The following is a 17,593-nucleotide window of genomic DNA, read 5'->3' on the forward strand; positions in this document are numbered from 1 at the left end:
CCCATGTCCACCTCCACAACAGCCCCCGCCACGTCACTCAGCGGCTTCCTGAACACCGCCGCCGACTGGGCCCGCACCGACGGCCGCACCTGGCTCTATATGTTCAAGGCGATCGCCGCCGCGATGCTCGCGCTCGGCATCGCGATGAAACTCGACCTGCCGCAGCCGCGCACCGCGATGACGACCGTGTTCATCGTGATGCAGCCGCAAAGCGGCATGGTGTTCGCAAAAAGCTTCTACCGGATCTGCGGCACGCTGGTCGGGCTCGTCGTGATGCTCGCGCTGATCGGTCTGTTCGCGCAGCAGCCCGAACTCTTCATCGTCACGACCGCGATCTGGGTTGGTATCTGCACCGCGGGCGCCGCGCGCAATCGCAACTTCCGCTCCTATGGTTTCGTGCTCGCTGGTTACACCGCCGCGTTGATCGGCTTCCCGGCCTCGCAGCACCCGGACGGCGCGTTCCTGTCGGCGCTCACGCGGGTCGCGGAAGTGGTGCTCGGCATCGTCTGTGCGGGCGCTGTCAGCGCACTCGTGTTTCCGGAGCACGCCGGCGAACAGATGCGCACGACGATCCGCGCGCGCTTTTCGTCGTTCGTCGAGTACGTGTCCGCGTCGCTGGCGGGGCGTGCCGATCGCGCGCACATTGAGGCGACCAACGCGCGCTTCGTCGCGGACATCGTCGGCTTCGAGGCAACGCGCAGCGTCGCCATCTTCGAGAGCCCCGATTCGCGGATGCGAGGCGGCCGCCTCGCGCGGCTCAACAGCGAATTCATGACAGCGTCGACGCGCTTTCACGCGCTGCATCAGTTGATGAACCGGCTGCACGACAGCAACGCAACCGGTGCGATCGCGGCGCTCGAACCGTACTTCAAGGAAATCGCGCCGTTGCTGTACAAGTCGGGCGAACCGGTGCTGGCCGCCGCCGACGCCGCGCACGTCGCGAACCAGCTCGAAGCGTACCGGGCGGAGTTGCCGAAGCGCGTGCGCGCGACGCGTGCCGAACTGGAAACGCGCGCCGATGTACCGCTGCTCGATTTCGACACGGGCGCCGAGCTGCTCTACCGCTTCGTCGACGATATGCATGCGTACGCGGCGACCTACGCCTCGCTCGCCGTCGATACGCACGAACGCGAGCGCTGGATCGAGCGCTATGAGCCGAAAACCAATCCGATCGCCGCGGGCGTTGCAGGTGTGCGCGCCGCGATCGTGATCATGGTGCTCGGCGCATTCTGGATCGCGACCGCGTGGCCGAGCGGCTCGACACTGGTGCTAACCGCGGCGGCCGTGTGCGCGCTCGCGTCGTCGTCGCCGTATCCGACGCGCACCGCATTCCAGATGGCCGCGGGCACGACGCTGTCGTCGGTGATGGCGATCATTCTGGTATTCGGCATCTATCCGCACATCGACGGGTTTCCGCTGCTGTGCGTCGCGCTGACGCCGTTCCTGCTACTCGGCGTGTTCATGACCACGCGGCCGAAGCTCGTCGGCTATGGCGTCGGCTACTGCATCTTCTTCTGCTTTCTAGCCGGCCCGGACAACGTGATCCAGTACGAGCCGACCGGCTTCATGAACGACGCGCTAGCTCTCGTGCTGTCGATGCTGGTGTCGTCGCTCGCGTTCGCGGTACTGCTGCCGCCGTCGACACCGTGGTTGCGCAAGCGGTTGTTCGCCGATCTGCGCGAGCAGGTTGTGTTCGCCTGCCGGGCGCCGCTCGCGCGCTTGCGCACGCGCTTCGAAAGCGGCGCGCGCGACCTGATGTTCCAGATCAACGCGCTCGCGGAAGGCGAGCCGGAATTGCGGCGCGACACGTTGCGCTGGTTGTTCGCCGTGCTCGAAGCGGGCAACTCGATGATCGATCTGCGGCGCGAAATCGACGGACTGCCGGCCGATGTGCGCTACGCGGAAACGACGCCGTGGCGTATCGCCATCCGCACGATGCGGCGTCAAGTCGCAGCACTTTATCGGCAGCCGGACGGCGCACGACTGAATGCTGTATTTGCGGCCAACGTCGATGCAATCGCAGCAGTCCAGCAGCTGCTTTCAAGCTTCGAGCCGCCGCGCGAGGAGCGCCACCAGTTGCAACGCATCCTCAGCCACCTGCATTTCATCCGTACCGCGTTGCTCGATCCGCAATCGCCGCTCGCCGAACTCGTGAGCGGCGGGCACGCCGTCAGCAACCCCTCCGAAGGAGTTCGTCATGCCCCGTGAGATCGCCGTTTTCGATGCCTACGTGCCGGCTGTCGTGCTGCTGTTCATCCTCGGCGCCGTGCTAACCTGGATGCTCGACCGGCTGATTGCCGTGACCGGCATCTACCGCATCGTGTGGCATCCCTCCCTGTTCCGGGCGAGCCTGCTCGTCTGTGTGTGCGGCCTGCTTGGCCTCGCCGTTTACCGTTGATCCGAGTCGAATCATGACCATCCGAAATCTCCTGGGCTTTGTCGCGACAGCCGTCATTTTTATCGTCGCGATCCTGATCGGCCGTGCGCTGTGGGTGCACTACATGGACGAGCCATGGACCCGCGACGGCCGCGTGCGCGCCGAAGTCGTCAACATCGCGCCCGACGTGTCGGGTGCCGTCGTCGAACTGCCGGTGGGCGACAACCAGCCCGTCAAGAAAGGCGACTTGCTGATGCAGATCGATCCGTCGCACTACCAGATCGCCGTCGAGCAGGCGCAGGCCGCCGTCGCCGCGCGCAAGGCCGAACTGCAGATGCGGCGCGATGACGCGCAGCGCCGGGCGGATATGGACAGCCTTGTCGTGTCGAAGGAAAGTCGCGACAACGCGTCGCATTCGGCGAATGCCGCGGAAGCGGAATACGAGCAGGCGCTCGCCGCACTCGATGCCGCGAAGCTGAACCTCGAACGCACGCGGGTCGTGTCGCCGGTGGACGGCTATGTGACGAACCTGAGCGTGTATCGCGGCGACTATGCGATCGCGGGCACGCCGAAGCTGGCGATCGTCGATAGTCACTCGTTCTGGGTGTACGGCTACTTCGAGGAAACCAAGCTGCCGCACGTGAAAGTCGGCAACAAGGCGGAGATCCGTCTGATGAGCGGCGGTGTGCTGCGTGGGCACGTGGAAAGCATCTCGCGCGGCATTTACGATCGCGACAATCCGCAGAGCCGCGAACTGCTCGCCGATGTGAACCCGACGTTCAACTGGGTGCGGCTTGCGCAGCGTGTGCCGGTGCGGATTCACATCGATAGTGTGCCGGACGGGATGGTGCTGTCGGCGGGGACGACGTGTACGGTGGTGGTTTCGCCGAGTTAGGCAGGTAGCTGCGCGGGCGGTACTGCCTCAACCGCCCAGCGAAAACTTCCCCACCATCTGTTTAAGCGCCCGCGCCTGATCGTCGAGCGAACGCGCCGCGGCAGTCGCCTGTTCGACGAGCGCCGCGTTCTGCTGCGTGCCGGCGTCCATCTGCGTGACCGCGAGATTGATCTCCTCGATGCCCGCGCTCTGTTCCGCCGATGCCGCCGAAATCTCGCCCATGATGTCGGTGACGCGCTTCACGGCCTTCACGACTTCGTCCATCGTCTGACCGGCATCCTGGGCGAGCGTCGAACCGTTGCTCACGCGCTCCACCGATGCGTTGATCAGCGTCTTGATTTCCTTCGCCGCCGCGGCGCTGCGCTGCGCGAGATTGCGCACTTCACCCGCGACCACCGAGAACCCACGCCCTTCCTCGCCCGCTCGTGCCGCCTCGACCGCCGCGTTCAGCGCGAGGATATTGGTCTGGAACGCGATACCCTCGATCACCCCGATGATGTCGCCAATACTCTTCGCACTCTCGTTGATCTTGCCCATCGTCTCGACGACACGGCCCACCACGGCACCGCCCTTCTCCGCAATCGCCGACGCGTTGTAGGCGAGCGTGCTGGCCTGCTTCGCGTTGTCAGCGTTCTGCCGCACCGTCGACGTCAGCTCTTCCATGCTGCTCGCCGTCCGCTCGAGCGCCATCGCCTGTTGCTCGGTGCGCTGCGACAGATCGAGATTGCCCATCGAGATCTCGCCCGACGCCGATGCGATCGCCTCGGCACTGGCCGCAATGCCCGACACCGTCGACGACAGCCCCGACTGCATATCGCGCAGCGCCGACAGCATGCTCGACGTATCGTGCCGGCCGAGCGCGATCTGGTTCGACAGATCGCCGGATGCGATACGACTCGCGATTTCCTTAGCGTAAACCGGTTCCCCGCCGAGCTGCCGCGCGAGTCGCCGGACCACCCATTCGCTGATCGCGAACGCGAGCACGATCAACGCGACCGTCATCCCCGCGATCATCACGAACGACGAATGAAAGATGAACGCGGATGCGTCGATGGTCGCCTTCGCGGCGGTACCGCGCTGCGCGACGAGGTCGTCGACGAGTTTTTCGAGCTTGCCGGTTTCGACGAGCAGCGACACGTCCTGCGTGCCGACCTGCCAGTTCATCTGCGACAGGTCGAGCGGCTGCGCCTTCACGAGTTTCACGAAATCGCGCAGGTGACCGCTCCAGACGCCAACCGACGCCGTGAAGGTTTTCTGCAGCGCGACGGCCTTCGCATCGGACGGATCGCTGTAGCGCTGCAGCGTGGCCAGTTCGGTACCGATCGCCGTCAACCCCTTGTCGATGTCCGCGCCAAGTTCGTCGCGCTCTTTCGCGGTGGTCGCGGTCAGCAGCATCTTTTGCGCGCGGCTTGCACGCAGCACGTAGCCGCGCACTTCCTCGGCGGCGCGGCTCGCGACGTGCCCCTGGTCGTAGATCGACCGGCTCGCGCCGTTCAGGCGGCTGATCTGCGTCAGCGAGAACACGCCGATCGCGAGCGTGCCGACCAGCAGCACGGCAAACGCGAGGCGCAGCGTCGTCTTGACCGACATCCCCTTCGCCTGCCCGCTGCGAACGCGCGGCTGGCTCACTTGCGACGCGCCGGCGGCCGGCTCCCCTTTCTGGACGAACCCCGCGCCCGGCTGGCTGCCCAGCGAAACTGCTTTCATATGGTCTACCCTCAGGTATCGATGCCGGAAAGGTCGGTTCCGGCATGGCGGCTTTGTGGCGGCTTCATGGCGCCTTCATTGCCCCTTGTCTCTCCCGGTCTACGGCAACTCTGGCTGCGATCTTTAATATTGGCTGCGGCGCGGCAGAAGCGGCCGCCGGCGTGATTCGTGGGCTGACCATGTCCGATTCGCGACAAAAGTTGTCCGGACAATTCATGTGAGCCACATTACACTGCGTCAATAGATTCAAACTACCGGTCAAGGCGTCGTGTTGTCGCAGGCAGTCAGTGCCGGTCTCCCATTACTTTTCTCTCACACGAACGTATGGAAACGAGTCTCGACAAACGCGCGATGGCAAGCGGTGGCACCGCTCCCGCAAGCGTGCCCGGCGGCGGCCCGGCGGCGAAGGTGCAGCGCACCGTGTATTCGGTGCTCGGCGCGATCAGCTTCTCGCACCTGCTCAACGACATGATCCAGTCGCTGATCCTCGCGATCTACCCGATGCTGAAGAGCAATTTTTCGCTGTCGTTCGGGCAGATCGGCTTGATCACGCTGACCTACCAGATCACGGCATCGATGTTGCAACCGCTGGTTGGCAGCTACACCGATAAACATCCGAAGCCTTATTCGCTGCCGGTCGGCATGGGCTTCACGCTGGTGGGGCTGCTGCTGATGTCGGTCGCGCCGAGTTTCGGCGTATTGCTGATCGCGGCGGCGCTGGTCGGTTGTGGGTCGTCGGTATTTCATCCGGAATCGTCGCGGGTGGCGCGTATGGCGTCGGGCGGACAGCACGGCCTCGCGCAGTCGCTGTTCCAGGTGGGCGGCAACGCCGGATCGTCGCTCGGACCACTGCTCGCCGCACTGATCGTGATTCCGCATGGCCAGCGCAGCATTGCGTGGTTCTCGCTGGCGGCGCTGGTCGGCATGGTCATCCTGACGCAGATCGGCCGCTGGTATAAACAGAATCCGCTGGTCAAGAAAGCGCGCGCGCAGGTCGGTCATGCGACGCTGTCGCGCAGGCAGGTCATGCTCGCCATGAGCGTGCTCGTGATGCTGGTGTTTTCGAAGTACTTCTACCTCGCGAGTATCAACAGCTACTTCACGTTCTATCTGATCGACAAGTTCCATCTGCCGGTGCAGGCAGCGCAGATTCATCTGTTCGTGTTCCTCGCGGCGGTGGCGGCGGGGACGATCATCGGCGGTCCGATCGGTGACCGGATCGGGCGCAAGTATGTGATCTGGGTGTCGATTCTCGGTGTTGCGCCGTTCACGTTGCTGCTGCCGTATGCGAATCTGTTCTGGACCGGTGTGCTGACTGTCGTGATCGGTGTGGTGCTGGCCTCCGCGTTCTCGGCGATTCTCGTGTATGCGCAGGAACTGATTCCGGGCAAGGTCGGGATGATCGCGGGGCTGTTCTTCGGCTTCGCGTTCGGACTCGGCGGGATCGGTGCCGCGGTGCTCGGGCAGCTCGCCGATGCGACCAGTATCGAGTATGTGTACAAGGTGTGTTCGTTCCTGCCGTTGCTCGGCATGCTGACGGTGCTGCTGCCCGATCTTGAGAAGAAGGCGAAGGCTTAACAGATTAAGTTCGGGTCCAGTTTCAGGTTTTTGCCAGGGAGGCTGCTCCTGATCGCTTCGTCTTTCGATAGACGCTGCGATCAGAAACAGCCTCTTTTTACATGGCTCGTCCAGGCAGACAGATCGCCACACATTGCCCGCCCCTCCCGCCTGCTCTATCCTGCCTGAAGAGACCCGCAGAACCCGCTCTGCGCGCCAGCTTCAACCCTATAAGACAGGATCGCCGATGCCCTCGTACCGCGATTTCCACCGCCGTTCAATCGAAGACCCCGAAGCGTTCTGGCGCGAAGAAGCGAAACGCATCCATTGGGAAACGCCGTTCGATACGGTGCTCGACCGTTCGAATCCGCCGTTTGCGCGCTGGTTCGTTGGTGGACGGACCAACCTTTGTCATAACGCCGTCGACCGCCATCTCGCCGATCGTCCGCAGCAGAACGCGCTCATTTACGTATCGACTGAAACCGGCATCGAGCGCCGCTATACGTACACGGAACTGCACGCCGAAATCAACCGGATGGCGGCTGTGATGCGCTCGCTCGGTGTGAAGCGCGGCGACCGTGTGCTGATCTATCTGCCGATGATCCCCGAAGCCGTTTTCGCCATGCTCGCCTGTGCGCGGCTCGGCGCGATTCATTCGGTGGTGTTCGGCGGGTTTGCCGCGCCGAACCTCGCTGCGCGCATTGATGACGCGCAGCCGGTACTGATCGTCACCGCCGATGCCGGCGCGCGCGGCGGCAAGGTGATCGACTACACGCCGCTCGTCGATGAAGCGCTCGCCCGCGCCACACACAAACCGCCGCACGTGCTGTTGATCGACCGGCAGCTCGCGCCCGAACGCCTTAACGCCAGTTACCTCATCGACTACGAGCCGCTGCGCGAACAGTTTTTCGATGCGCATGTGCCCTGCGAGTGGCTCGAATCGAATGAACCGTCGTACGTGCTCTATACGTCGGGTACGACCGGGCGGCCCAAGGGCGTGCAGCGCGATGTCGGCGGTTATGCGGTCGCGCTTGCGGCATCGATGAAATACATCTTCGAAGGCCGGCCCGGCGACACGATGTTCACCGCGTCGGATATCGGCTGGGTGGTCGGCCATAGCTACATCATCTACGCGCCGCTGCTCGCGGGGCTCACCACGGTGATGTACGAAGGCACGCCGGTGCGTCCTGACGGCGGCGTGTGGTGGCGGCTCGTCGAACATCATCGGATCAACCTGATGTTCACCGCGCCGACCGCGATCCGCGTGCTCAAGAAACAGGATCCGGCGCTGCTGAAGCAGTCCGATCTGTCGAGCCTGCGCACGCTCTTTCTGGCTGGCGAACCGCTCGATGAACCGACTGCTTCGTGGATTGGCGACGCACTCGGCAAGCCGATCGTCGATAACTACTGGCAGACCGAAACCGGCTGGCCGATGCTCGCGATCCAGCGCGGCGTCGAAGTCCTGCCACCCAAGCTCGGCTCACCGGGCGTGCCGGTGTATGGCTACGATCTGACGCTGCTCAACGAAGACACGGGCGAGCCCTGCGCGCCCGGCGAAAAAGGTGTCATCACGCTCGGCTATCCGCTTCCGCCCGGCTGCATGGCAACGGTGTGGCACGACGACGCGCGCTTCATCGATACGTACTGGTCGAGCGTGCCGAACCAGCACGTGTATTCGACCTTCGACTGGGGTGTGCAGGATGAAGACGGCTACGTGACGATCCTCGGCCGCACCGACGATGTGATCAACATCGCCGGTCACCGGCTTGGTACGCGTGAAATCGAAGAAGCGCTATCGAGCCACACCGCCGTTGCGGAAGTGGCCGTGGTCGGTGTGGCGGATGCGTTGAAGGGACAAGTTGCGCTCGCGTTCGTCGTGCTGCGCGACGCCGGCGGTTACGCAACCGACGAGGCACGTCGCACGCTCGAAACCGACCTTGTGAAGACCGTAGACCGCCAGCTCGGCGCAATCGCGCGGCCGGCGCGCGTGCACGTCGTGGCGATACTGCCGAAGACCCGCTCGGGCAAGCTATTGCGCCGCGCGATTGCGGCGCTCGCCGAAGGCCGCGAGCCGGGTGACCTGCCAACCATCGAAGATCCGGCCGCGCTACAGCAGGTGCGCGAGGCGCTCGATACGCAACGCAGTTAGCGTAACGTCAGCCGCGCGTACTCGCGAAGTCCTGCAAAAACCGCTGCAGGATGCCCGTCGAATACGTGCCAGCGATCTCGCTCAGGAAACTTTCGAACGATGCCGGCGCGTGATCGTCGGCGGTATCGGAGATCGTGCGCACGACTGCGCACGGCACGCCGTACTCGTAGCAGACCTGGGCGATCGCCGCGCCTTCCATTTCGACGGCCAGCGCATCGGGTTGCGCAGCGCGCAGCGCCTCGACGGCAGCTGCACTTGCGACGAACTGGTCGCCGCTGATCACGAGACCGCGATGCACACGCGGCACCTGCGTCCCGAAGCGGGCCGCGAGCGCGGCGCCTTCCTGCGCGACGAAGCGCTCGCATGCCGCGGCGAGCTGTGCGGCAAGCGCGGGATCGGCAGTGAAGCGCGCGATACCAAGCAACGGCACTTCGAACCGCGGAAACAGCGGCGACGCATCGAGATCGTGCTGCAGCAGCGCATCCGACACGACGATATCGCCGATCTTCACCGCGCGCCCGACACCACCCGCAACGCCGGCAAACACGATCGCTTCGACATCGAATGCGTGGATCAGCGCGCTTACAGTCGCTGCCGCCGCAACCTTGCCGATGCGCGCCAGCGTCACGACGCAACGCACACCGTGCACGCTGCCGACGTGATACTCGCGCCGCCCATGGGTAACTGTCTGCACGCCGGAGCCCGCGCGCATCGTTGCGAGCAGATCGCCGAGTTCTTCCGGCAGCGCGGCGAGGATACCCAGCGGTCGCAGCGCACCGGCAGCCTCTTTAGACGAAACCTGCAACGTATCAAGCGCGCTCATTCGACCGCCTGCAGTTTCGCGACCGCCAGCGCGAGCCATTTCTCGCCGTGCCGCTTGAACTTCACCTGAGCCCGCGCATCCGGACCGCCGCCTTCGAGCGCCGTGATCGTGCCTTCACCGAACTTCGTATGGAACACCGGCTGACCGATGCGAAAACCGCTCTCGGCGGCACGCTGTGCGTTCGCAAAAGCCGGCAGCGGCGCCGTGACCGCCGGGTCCGAATATTCGCTCTGACGATCGGGCCGGGCGAACCAGTCGCGGCCATAGCCCGAGTTGTCGGACCGACCGCCCCAACGCGAACCGGCCTCGACCTTCGGCGTGAGCCACTTCAATGTGTCCTGCGGCAGTTCATCGAAAAACCGCGAGCGGATGTTGTAGCGCGTCTGGCCATGCAGCATCCGGCTCTGCGCAAACGACAGATACAGCCGCTCCTTCGCCCGCGTGATCGCCACATACATCAGACGGCGCTCCTCTTCGAGCCCATCCGCTTCGATCGCGCTGTTCTCGTGCGGGAACAGCCCTTCTTCAAGGCCGGTGATGAACACCGCCGTGAATTCGAGTCCCTTCGCCGCGTGCACCGTCATCAGTTGCACAGCGTCCTGGCCCGCCTGCGCCTGGTTGTCGCCGGCTTCGAGCGACGCATGCGAGAGGAAACCGGCCAGCGGTGTCATCGTGTCGGGATTCTGCGCGGGGTCGGTCACGTCCACGGCGTCGAGCACCACCACGCTGTCGCCCTGCGCTTCGAGTTCGGGCGCCGCGGTCGCACCGGGGCGCAGCGGAATCGAACGAGCGGGCGTATCGAGCCCGTAGCCCGCTTCGCTGACGAACGCTGCCGCCGCATTGACCAGTTCCTGCAAGTTCTCGAGGCGGTCCTGGCCCTCGCGTTCGTTCTGGTAGAAATCCGCGAGACCGCTTGCGCGCACGACGTACTCGACCGTTTCGGGCAGGCTCATGTGCTGCGTTTCCGCGCGCATCTTCGCGATCAGCGTGGCGAACGCGCTGAGGCTCGAACCGGCCTTGCCGGCCACATACACGATCGCCGCCGCCATCGAGCAGTTGTACTGACGCGCGGCATCCGCCGCCTGTTCGATCGAGCGCGCACCGATGCCGCGCGTCGGGAAATTGACGACGCGGGCGAACGAGGTATCGTCGTTGGGATTGTCGATCAGCCGTAGATACGCGAGCGCATGCTTGATTTCCTGACGCTCGAAAAAGCGCAAGCCGCCATACACGCGATACGGAATGCCTGCGTTGACGAGCGTGTGCTCGATCGTGCGCGACTGCGCATTGCTCCGGTACAGCACCGCGACTTCGCTACGCGCGTGCCCTGTGTTGATCAGCGCACGGATCTCCTCGACGATCCAGCCGGCCTCCTGCGTATCGGTGGCGGCTTCGTAGACGCGCACCGGTTCGCCGTGTCCGGCGTCGGTACGCAGGTTCTTGCCCAGGCGCCGTGCGTTGTTCGCAATGAGCTGGTTCGCCGCATCGAGAATGTGGCCGTGCGAGCGGTAGTTCTGTTCGAGCTTGATCAGGTTGCGAACGTTGAACTCGTTTTCGAAGTCGCGCATATTGCCGACGTTCGCGCCGCGGAACGCATAGATCGACTGGTCGTCGTCGCCGACCGCGAAGATTGCGTTGTTCTGCCCCGCCAGCATCTTGAGCCACGCGTACTGCAGCTTGTTGGTGTCCTGGAACTCGTCGACGAGGATGTGCTTAAAGCGCGCCTGATAGTGCGCGCGCAGCGGCGGATTATGCGCAAGCAACTCGTAGCAGCGCAGCAGCAGCTCGGGAAAATCGACCACACCTTCGCGCTGGCACTGCTGGTCGTAGGCTTCGTACAACTCGACGAATTTGCGGTTGAAGTTGTCGGTGGCGTCGACGTCTTTCGGTCGCAGCCCCTGCTCCTTCGCGTTGTTGATGAAGTACTGCAGGTTTTTCGGCGGATATTTCTCGTCGTCGATGTTGAGGCCTTTCATCAGGCGCTTGATCGCCGACAACTGGTCTGCCGTATCGAGAATCTGGAATGTAGACGGCAGCGCGGCGTCGCGATAGTGTGCGCGCAGCATACGGTTGCACAGGCCGTGGAAGGTGCCGATCCACATGCCGCGCGTGTCGATCGGCAGCAGCGCCGACAGGCGCGACATCATCTCGCGCGCGGCCTTGTTCGTGAACGTGACGGCGAGGATCGTCATCGGCGAGGCGTAACCCTGCTGGATCAGCCACGCGATCCGGGTAATCAGTACCCGTGTCTTGCCGCTGCCGGCCCCTGCCAGAATGAGGGCCGGTTCGTTGGGTAACGTGACGGCGGCGTGTTGTTCAGGATTCAGATTGGCGAGCAGATCGGGCATGTGAGCAGGGGAAAACGGCAGAGGGCGGCGCAGTACGGACGCGGTGTGACAGATCGTTCGACATTATATGTCCGGTGTCGCGATCGGCCGAGGGTGTCTACGCATGCCTCTGGATATGCGGCACGATCCCCGCGCGAACCAGCGGGCGGCACAGGGCAGCGCGTTCAGGAGCCGCCCGGAAAATACCGGCAACCTACAGCGACAGGCCACGTACACCCGCTCATCCCGCCGCCTCGCACGCCCGACGCACCGCCGACAGCCGGTTTATCCCCCACTCCCTTTATAATTCAAGGTTCACAGCATCTTTCCACGCATTTTGAGCAGACCGCCACCCATGAGCGACAGCACGCTTGCCAAGAGTTTCGAGCCCCAGACCATCGAGGCCCAATGGGCACCCGAATGGGAAAAACGCGGCTATGCCGCCCCTGCGTTCGAGCCGGGCCGCAAGAATTTCTCGATCCAGCTGCCCCCGCCGAACGTCACCGGCACGCTGCATATGGGCCACGCGTTCAATCAGACGATCATGGACGGCCTGATCCGTTATCACCGGATGCTCGGCGAGAACACGCTGTGGGTGCCTGGCACCGACCACGCGGGGATCGCCACGCAGATCGTGGTGGAGCGGCAGCTCGACGGCGCAGGCGTCTCGCGGCACGACCTCGGTCGGGAGAAATTCGTCGAACGCGTGTGGGAATGGAAGCAGCAATCGGGCTCGACGATCACGGGCCAGGTACGACGCCTCGGTGCATCGATCGACTGGTCGCGAGAATACTTCACGATGGACGACAAGATGTCGGCCGCCGTGCGCGACGTGTTCGTCAAGCTGTATGAACAGGGCCTCATCTATCGCGGCAAGCGGCTCGTGAACTGGGACCCGGTGCTGATGACAGCGGTCTCCGATCTCGAAGTGGCCAGCGAGGAAGAAAACGGCTTCCTGTGGCACATCCAGTATCCGCTCGCGGACGGCTCCGGCCATCTGACGGTGGCCACCACGCGTCCCGAGACGATGCTCGGCGACGTCGCCGTGATGGTGCATCCCGAAGACGAACGCTACGCGCATCTGATCGGCCAGCACGTCAAGCTGCCGCTCACCGACCGCGACATTCCGATCATCGCCGACGACTACGTCGACCGCGAATTCGGTACTGGCGTCGTGAAGGTAACCCCTGCGCACGACTTCAACGACTACCAGGTCGGCCAGCGTCACAAACTGCCGCAGATCGAGATCCTCACGCTCGAAGCAAAGATCAACGACAACGCACCGGAACAATACCGCGGCCTCGATCGCTTCGCCGCGCGCAAGCAGGTGGTCGCCGATCTCGAGGCGCTCGGCCTGCTCGAATCGGTGAAGCCGCACAAGCTGATGGTGCCGCGCGGCGACCGCACCGGCGTCGTGCTCGAACCGCTGCTGACCGACCAGTGGTTCGTCGCGATGAGCAAGCCGGCGCCAGAAGGCACGTTCAATCCGGGCAAATCGATTGCCGAAACGGCGCTCGACGTCGTACGCGGCGGCGAAATCCGCTTCGTGCCGGAGAACTGGTCCACGACGTACTACCAGTGGCTCGAGAACATCCAGGACTGGTGTATTTCACGCCAGCTGTGGTGGGGCCACCAGATTCCCGCGTGGTACGGCGAGAACGGCGAGATCTTCGTCGCGAAGAACGAGGAAGACGCCCGCGCCCAGGCTGCGGCAAAGGGTTACACCGGTGCGCTACGACGCGACGAAGACGTGCTCGACACGTGGTTCTCGTCGGCGCTCGTGCCGTTCTCGTCGCTCGGCTGGCCGAACGACACGAAGGAACTGCAGGCGTTCCTGCCTTCGTCAGTGCTCGTCACCGGCTTCGACATCATCTTCTTCTGGGTCGCGCGCATGGTCATGATGACCACGCACTTCACCGGTAAGGTACCGTTCGACACCGTGTACGTGCACGGCCTCGTGCGCGATGCCGAAGGCCAGAAGATGTCGAAGAGCAAGGGCAATACGCTCGATCCGATCGATATCGTCGATGGTATCGACATCGAAGCGCTGGTGGCAAAGCGCACTACCGGCCTGATGAATCCGAAGCAGGCCGCGACGATCGAAAAGAAAACCCGCAAGGAATTCCCCGACGGCATCGCCGCGTTCGGCACGGACGCGCTGCGCTTCACGATGGCGTCGATGGCGACACTCGGGCGCAACGTGAACTTCGATCTCGCGCGCTGCGAGGGCTACCGCAACTTCTGCAACAAGCTGTGGAACGCCACGCGCTTCGTGCTGATGAACTGCGAAGGCCACGACTGCGGTTTCAGCAAACCGGGCGACTGCCAGCCTGGCGACTGCGGCCCCGGCGGCTATACGGATTTCTCGCAGGCGGACCGCTGGATCGTGTCGCATCTGCAGCGCACCGAAGCCGATGTCGCGAAGGGCTTTGCCGACTACCGTTTCGACAATGTGGCAAACGCCATATACAAGTTCGTCTGGGACGAATACTGTGACTGGTATCTCGAACTGGCCAAGGTGCAGATCCAGACCGGTACGCCCGAGCAGCAACGCGCGACGCGCCGCACGCTGTTGCGCGTGCTCGAAACCGTGCTGCGGCTCGCGCATCCGGTCATTCCGTTCATCACCGAGGCGCTGTGGCAAAAAGTAGCGCCGCTCGCCGACCGCTATCCCGCGGGCAAGACGGACGGCGAAGCGTCGATCATGGTGCAGCCCTACCCCGTTTCGGAGCCGGCGAAAATCGACACGGTGGCCGAACAGTGGGTGACGGACCTGAAAGCGACCATCGATGCGTGCCGCAACCTGCGCGGTGAAATGAACCTGTCGCCGGCGGTCAAGGTGCCGCTGCTCGCCACCGGCAACGCAGAGCGCCTGCGCGCGTTTGCGCCGTACGTGCAGGCGCTCGCGCGTCTCTCGGAAGTGCAGATCATCGCCGACGAGTCCGCATTCGATACCGCCGCCCATGGCGCGCCGTTTGCTATCGTAGGAAGTGACAAGCTTGCGCTGAAGGTCGAGATCGATGTCGCGGCCGAGCGCGAACGGCTGTCGAAGGAAATCGCGCGACTCGAAGCAGAAGTCGTGAAATGCAATGCGAAACTCCAGAACGAGAGCTTTGTAGCAAGAGCACCAGCCGCGGTCGTCGAACAGGAGCAAAAAAGGCTGGCAGAATTTCAGACCACTCTCGGCAAGCTGGGCAGCCAGCTCGCTCGTCTGCCGGCTTGAAGGCCGCCGGGCGACAGTATCGTAACCAGAGGATCAGGGTAATCACATGCTAAAAGTTACAAAAGCAGTCTTCCCGGTAGCAGGTCTCGGCACCCGGTTCCTCCCCGCCACGAAGGCGAGCCCGAAGGAAATGCTGCCCATCGTCGACAAGCCGCTGATTCAGTACGCGGTCGAGGAAGCGATGGCGGCTGGCATCACTGAAATGATCTTCGTGACGGGCCGCAGCAAGCGCGCGATCGAAGATCACTTCGACAAGTCCTACGAGATCGAAGCCGAACTCGAAGCGCGCGGCAAGACCAAGCTGCTTGAGCTGGTGCGCAGCATCAAGCCGAGCCATGTCGATTGCTTCTATGTGCGCCAGCCGGAAGCGCTCGGCCTCGGGCACGCGGTGCTATGCGCGGAGAAGCTGGTCGGCGACAACCCGTTTGCGGTGATTCTCGCGGACGACTTGCTGTACGGTACGCCGCCCGTGATGGCGCAGATGATCGACGTGTTCGACCACTATCACAGCTCGGTGATCGGTGTGGAAGAGATCCCGCCCGCGGAAACGAAGTCGTACGGGATCGTCGATGGCAAGGAGTGGGAAGACTCGATCATCAAGATGTCGGGGATCATCGAAAAGCCGGCGCCCGAAGTCGCGCCGTCGAATCTCGGCGTGGTCGGCCGCTACGTGCTCAAGCCGCGTATCTTCGAACACATCCGTGCGTTGAAACCGGGTGCGGGTGGTGAACTGCAACTGACCGATGCGATCCAGTCACTGCTCGCCGATGAACAGGTGCTCGCGTACAAGTATCACGGCACGCGCTTCGATTGCGGCAGCAAGCTCGGGTATCTGAAGGCGACGGTCGAATTCGCGCTGCGGCACCCGGAAGTTGCCGCCGATTTCGAAGCGTATCTGCGCAACCGGCCGGGCGTGCTGGAGGGCTAACGCTAACGGGCTCGTTTATCGCTTCAGTCATTTCCGCCTTATCGATACGGCGCAGCGCATTTCGCGGCTGCGCCGTTTGTCTTTTGTGCACACGCCTTAAGTAGACGTGCAATGCACACACATTACTCGCGGCCGTCGAGCAGGTCGGCCATGTCATCTGCATGTTCTTCCTCAACGGCGAGAATGTCCTCGAAGATGCGGCGTGTCGTTGTGTCCTTGTCGCCGAGGTAACGGATGATCTCGCGGTACGAATCGATCGCGATGCGCTCCGCGATCAGATTCTCGCGAATCATGTCGGTGAGGTTCTTGCCTTCCTTGTATTCGGAATGCGCGCGGGTCTTAAAACCTGCGGGATCGAAATCAGGTTCACCACCCAGTTGCACGATGCGCTCCGCGAGGACGTCGGCGTGTCCCTGCTCTTCAGCGGCGTGCGCGGCGAATTCCGCGGCGACCGCTTCCGAGTTGATGCCCTTCGCCATGAAGTGATGTCGCTTGTAGCGCAGCACGCAGACGATCTCCGTCGCAAGCGAATCATTGAGCAGTTTCAGCACGGTGTCGCGATCTGCTCCATACGTCCCGGTCACTGCGCCATCGGACATGTGCTTGCGCGCCTGGTCGCGCAAGCGCTGCACGTCCACCACGAATGGATCCTTCGATTGTTGTGCATCGGATGATTTCGACATTGACCACTCCTTGAACGGTTTGCAGAGACTCCGCGCGCACGAACCCGATATGGAGTACGCTCGGACAATCCAGTGAGGGCGCAGGCAGGCGGCCCACGACGCGATTCACCTGTGACTGGATGAACCACGCGGGCAGCAATCCCGCGATAACAAGACCATCGGCTGTGCCATGTCGACAACGCTAATCGACGATCTTCTTCGTCACGACGAAGCCGAGCACGAGGAATACGACGCACAGAATCAGAAACAGCACGAACAGGAACTTCGCGATCACAGCGGCGCCCGCCGCGATGCCGGTAAAACCGAGCAAGCCGGCAATCACAGCGATGACGGCAAAGACGAGTGCCCATTTCAGCATGATGTTTTCCTCCGGGACCGTTGGACTGCATGTGTCCATGTAGTTAGCACGCAGCGGGCCTGGGTTCGGCGCTAGCCTGTCTTCACATGAAACGCAGCCTGTCTTGCCGCACACGGACGTGCAGGCACGGCGATTGCTGGCCGATTTCGATACTGTAAGCACCCCGGCGGTGCCATCGGTTGCCATGCAAGGGGCCGAAGTTGACCGAGGCTATATCCACCAGCGTGTGTGCACCTCGGCGACAGCGGAGACCTGCATGACATTCGCAGCATCGCCAACAGCATCTGCATCATCGCTTTCTTGACACGCAATCGGACCGGACCGGTCGGCACCATGCCGCCAGCCGGATACTTTTTTCAACGGGAGAACACACCATGACTCGACTCATCGCTTTGCTTCTGATCGCCGGCACCGCCATGCTTGCTGGCTGCAACACGGTGGCGGGTGCCGGCCAGGATATTTCTAGCGGCGGCCACGCGATCACCAATACAGCTGACAAGGTCGCGCAGTAGGCGGCCCCTTTCTGCTCGCAGCATTTGCAGAAGCAGTAAATAACGGCGGCCCGC

Annotated in this window: 13 protein-coding genes; 8 read left to right on the forward strand and 5 right to left on the reverse strand. The window is 63.2% G+C overall.

Annotated features, from left to right (window positions below; genetic code table 11):
- Positions 1–3 precede the first annotated feature (3 nt).
- The 3 genes from BWP39_RS04065 to BWP39_RS04075 are packed head-to-tail and all read left to right on the forward strand — an operon-like array spanning position 4 to position 3,272.
- Positions 4–2,208 carry an FUSC family protein gene (locus BWP39_RS04065; protein WP_096717100.1) on the forward strand — a complete coding sequence of 735 codons (2,205 nt, stop codon included), beginning with the start codon at positions 4–6 and terminating at the stop codon, positions 2,206–2,208.
- The gene (locus BWP39_RS04070) at positions 2,198–2,398 is read left to right on the forward strand and encodes a DUF1656 domain-containing protein (protein ID WP_091020089.1); all 201 of its coding nucleotides are present in this window, start codon (positions 2,198–2,200) and stop codon (positions 2,396–2,398) included. The genes BWP39_RS04065 and BWP39_RS04070 overlap by 11 nt, the downstream gene beginning before the upstream one ends.
- A gap of 13 nt (positions 2,399–2,411) precedes the next feature.
- Positions 2,412–3,272, forward strand: coding sequence for an efflux RND transporter periplasmic adaptor subunit (locus BWP39_RS04075; RefSeq protein WP_096717102.1), 861 nt, complete (start codon positions 2,412–2,414; stop codon positions 3,270–3,272).
- A 27-nt stretch (positions 3,273–3,299) separates the two neighbouring features.
- On the opposite strand, the gene BWP39_RS04080 is transcribed toward BWP39_RS04075, so the two are convergent.
- Positions 3,300–4,979, reverse strand: coding sequence for a methyl-accepting chemotaxis protein (locus tag BWP39_RS04080; protein WP_096717104.1), 1,680 nt, complete (start codon positions 4,977–4,979; stop codon positions 3,300–3,302).
- Positions 4,980–5,303: 324 nt separating this feature from the next.
- Here BWP39_RS04080 and BWP39_RS04085 point away from each other — a divergent pair, with 324 nt between their 5' ends.
- Together BWP39_RS04085 and BWP39_RS04090 are read left to right on the forward strand one after the other, a co-directional pair.
- Positions 5,304–6,557, forward strand: coding sequence for an MFS transporter (locus BWP39_RS04085; RefSeq protein ID WP_096717106.1), 1,254 nt, complete (start codon positions 5,304–5,306; stop codon positions 6,555–6,557).
- 226 nt (positions 6,558–6,783) lie between these two features.
- Positions 6,784–8,685 (forward strand): propionate--CoA ligase, encoded by a 1,902-nt coding sequence (locus BWP39_RS04090; RefSeq protein ID WP_096717108.1) that lies wholly within the window; start codon positions 6,784–6,786, stop codon positions 8,683–8,685.
- A gap of 7 nt (positions 8,686–8,692) precedes the next feature.
- Here BWP39_RS04090 and BWP39_RS04095 read toward each other — a convergent pair whose 3' ends face one another.
- Complete coding sequence (locus tag BWP39_RS04095) at positions 8,693–9,508, reverse strand: 5'-methylthioadenosine/adenosylhomocysteine nucleosidase (RefSeq protein WP_207556584.1); 816 nt, start codon at positions 9,506–9,508, stop codon at positions 8,693–8,695.
- Positions 9,505–11,856: a UvrD-helicase domain-containing protein gene (locus BWP39_RS04100; RefSeq protein WP_096717112.1), complete on the reverse strand. Its 2,352-nt coding sequence runs from the start codon at positions 11,854–11,856 to the stop codon at positions 9,505–9,507. Before BWP39_RS04100 ends, BWP39_RS04095 begins: the two co-directional genes overlap by 4 nt.
- Positions 11,857–12,190: 334 nt before the next feature.
- On the opposite strand from BWP39_RS04100, the gene BWP39_RS04105 reads away from it, so the two are divergent.
- Together BWP39_RS04105 and galU are read left to right on the forward strand one after the other, a co-directional pair.
- Positions 12,191–15,058, forward strand: coding sequence for a valine--tRNA ligase (locus tag BWP39_RS04105; protein ID WP_096717114.1), 2,868 nt, complete (start codon positions 12,191–12,193; stop codon positions 15,056–15,058).
- 46 nt (positions 15,059–15,104) lie between these two features.
- Positions 15,105–15,986 carry a UTP--glucose-1-phosphate uridylyltransferase GalU gene (gene galU, locus BWP39_RS04110; RefSeq protein WP_091020070.1) on the forward strand — a complete coding sequence of 294 codons (882 nt, stop codon included), beginning with the start codon at positions 15,105–15,107 and terminating at the stop codon, positions 15,984–15,986.
- Positions 15,987–16,108: 122 nt separating this feature from the next.
- Here the strand turns inward: galU and BWP39_RS04115 are convergent, their stop codons facing one another.
- Together BWP39_RS04115 and BWP39_RS04120 are read right to left on the reverse strand one after the other, a co-directional pair.
- A complete protein-coding gene (locus tag BWP39_RS04115; RefSeq protein ID WP_096717116.1) occupies positions 16,109–16,669 on the reverse strand; it encodes a ferritin-like domain-containing protein in 561 nt (186 codons plus the stop codon).
- 181 nt (positions 16,670–16,850) lie between these two features.
- A complete protein-coding gene (locus tag BWP39_RS04120; protein ID WP_096718537.1) occupies positions 16,851–17,027 on the reverse strand; it encodes a DUF1328 domain-containing protein in 177 nt (58 codons plus the stop codon).
- Between the two features lie 374 nt (positions 17,028–17,401).
- On the opposite strand from BWP39_RS04120, the gene BWP39_RS04125 reads away from it, so the two are divergent.
- Complete coding sequence (locus tag BWP39_RS04125) at positions 17,402–17,539, forward strand: entericidin A/B family lipoprotein (RefSeq protein ID WP_096717118.1); 138 nt, start codon at positions 17,402–17,404, stop codon at positions 17,537–17,539.
- Positions 17,540–17,593: the final 54 nt, after the last annotated feature.

The sequence above is a fragment of the Paraburkholderia acidicola genome (assembly GCF_002362315.1).
Taxonomy (GTDB): Bacteria; Pseudomonadota; Gammaproteobacteria; order Burkholderiales; family Burkholderiaceae; genus Paraburkholderia; species Paraburkholderia acidicola.

Excerpts from the sequence above, each read along its gene's own strand:
- BWP39_RS04065 (WP_096717100.1), top strand. The coding sequence starts at position 4 with ATGTCCACCTCCACAACAGCCCCCGCCACGTCACTCAGCGGCTTCCTG.
- BWP39_RS04070 (WP_091020089.1), top strand. The coding sequence starts at position 2,198 with ATGCCCCGTGAGATCGCCGTTTTCGATGCCTACGTGCCGGCTGTCGTG.
- BWP39_RS04075 (WP_096717102.1), top strand. The coding sequence starts at position 2,412 with ATGACCATCCGAAATCTCCTGGGCTTTGTCGCGACAGCCGTCATTTTT.
- BWP39_RS04080 (WP_096717104.1), bottom strand. The coding sequence starts at position 4,979 with ATGAAAGCAGTTTCGCTGGGCAGCCAGCCGGGCGCGGGGTTCGTCCAG.
- BWP39_RS04085 (WP_096717106.1), top strand. The coding sequence starts at position 5,304 with ATGGAAACGAGTCTCGACAAACGCGCGATGGCAAGCGGTGGCACCGCT.
- BWP39_RS04090 (WP_096717108.1), top strand. The coding sequence starts at position 6,784 with ATGCCCTCGTACCGCGATTTCCACCGCCGTTCAATCGAAGACCCCGAA.
- BWP39_RS04095 (WP_207556584.1), bottom strand. The coding sequence starts at position 9,508 with ATGAGCGCGCTTGATACGTTGCAGGTTTCGTCTAAAGAGGCTGCCGGT.
- BWP39_RS04100 (WP_096717112.1), bottom strand. The coding sequence starts at position 11,856 with ATGCCCGATCTGCTCGCCAATCTGAATCCTGAACAACACGCCGCCGTC.
- BWP39_RS04105 (WP_096717114.1), top strand. The coding sequence starts at position 12,191 with ATGAGCGACAGCACGCTTGCCAAGAGTTTCGAGCCCCAGACCATCGAG.
- galU (WP_091020070.1), top strand. The coding sequence starts at position 15,105 with ATGCTAAAAGTTACAAAAGCAGTCTTCCCGGTAGCAGGTCTCGGCACC.
- BWP39_RS04115 (WP_096717116.1), bottom strand. The coding sequence starts at position 16,669 with ATGTCGAAATCATCCGATGCACAACAATCGAAGGATCCATTCGTGGTG.
- BWP39_RS04120 (WP_096718537.1), bottom strand. The coding sequence starts at position 17,027 with ATGCTGAAATGGGCACTCGTCTTTGCCGTCATCGCTGTGATTGCCGGC.
- BWP39_RS04125 (WP_096717118.1), top strand. The coding sequence starts at position 17,402 with ATGACTCGACTCATCGCTTTGCTTCTGATCGCCGGCACCGCCATGCTT.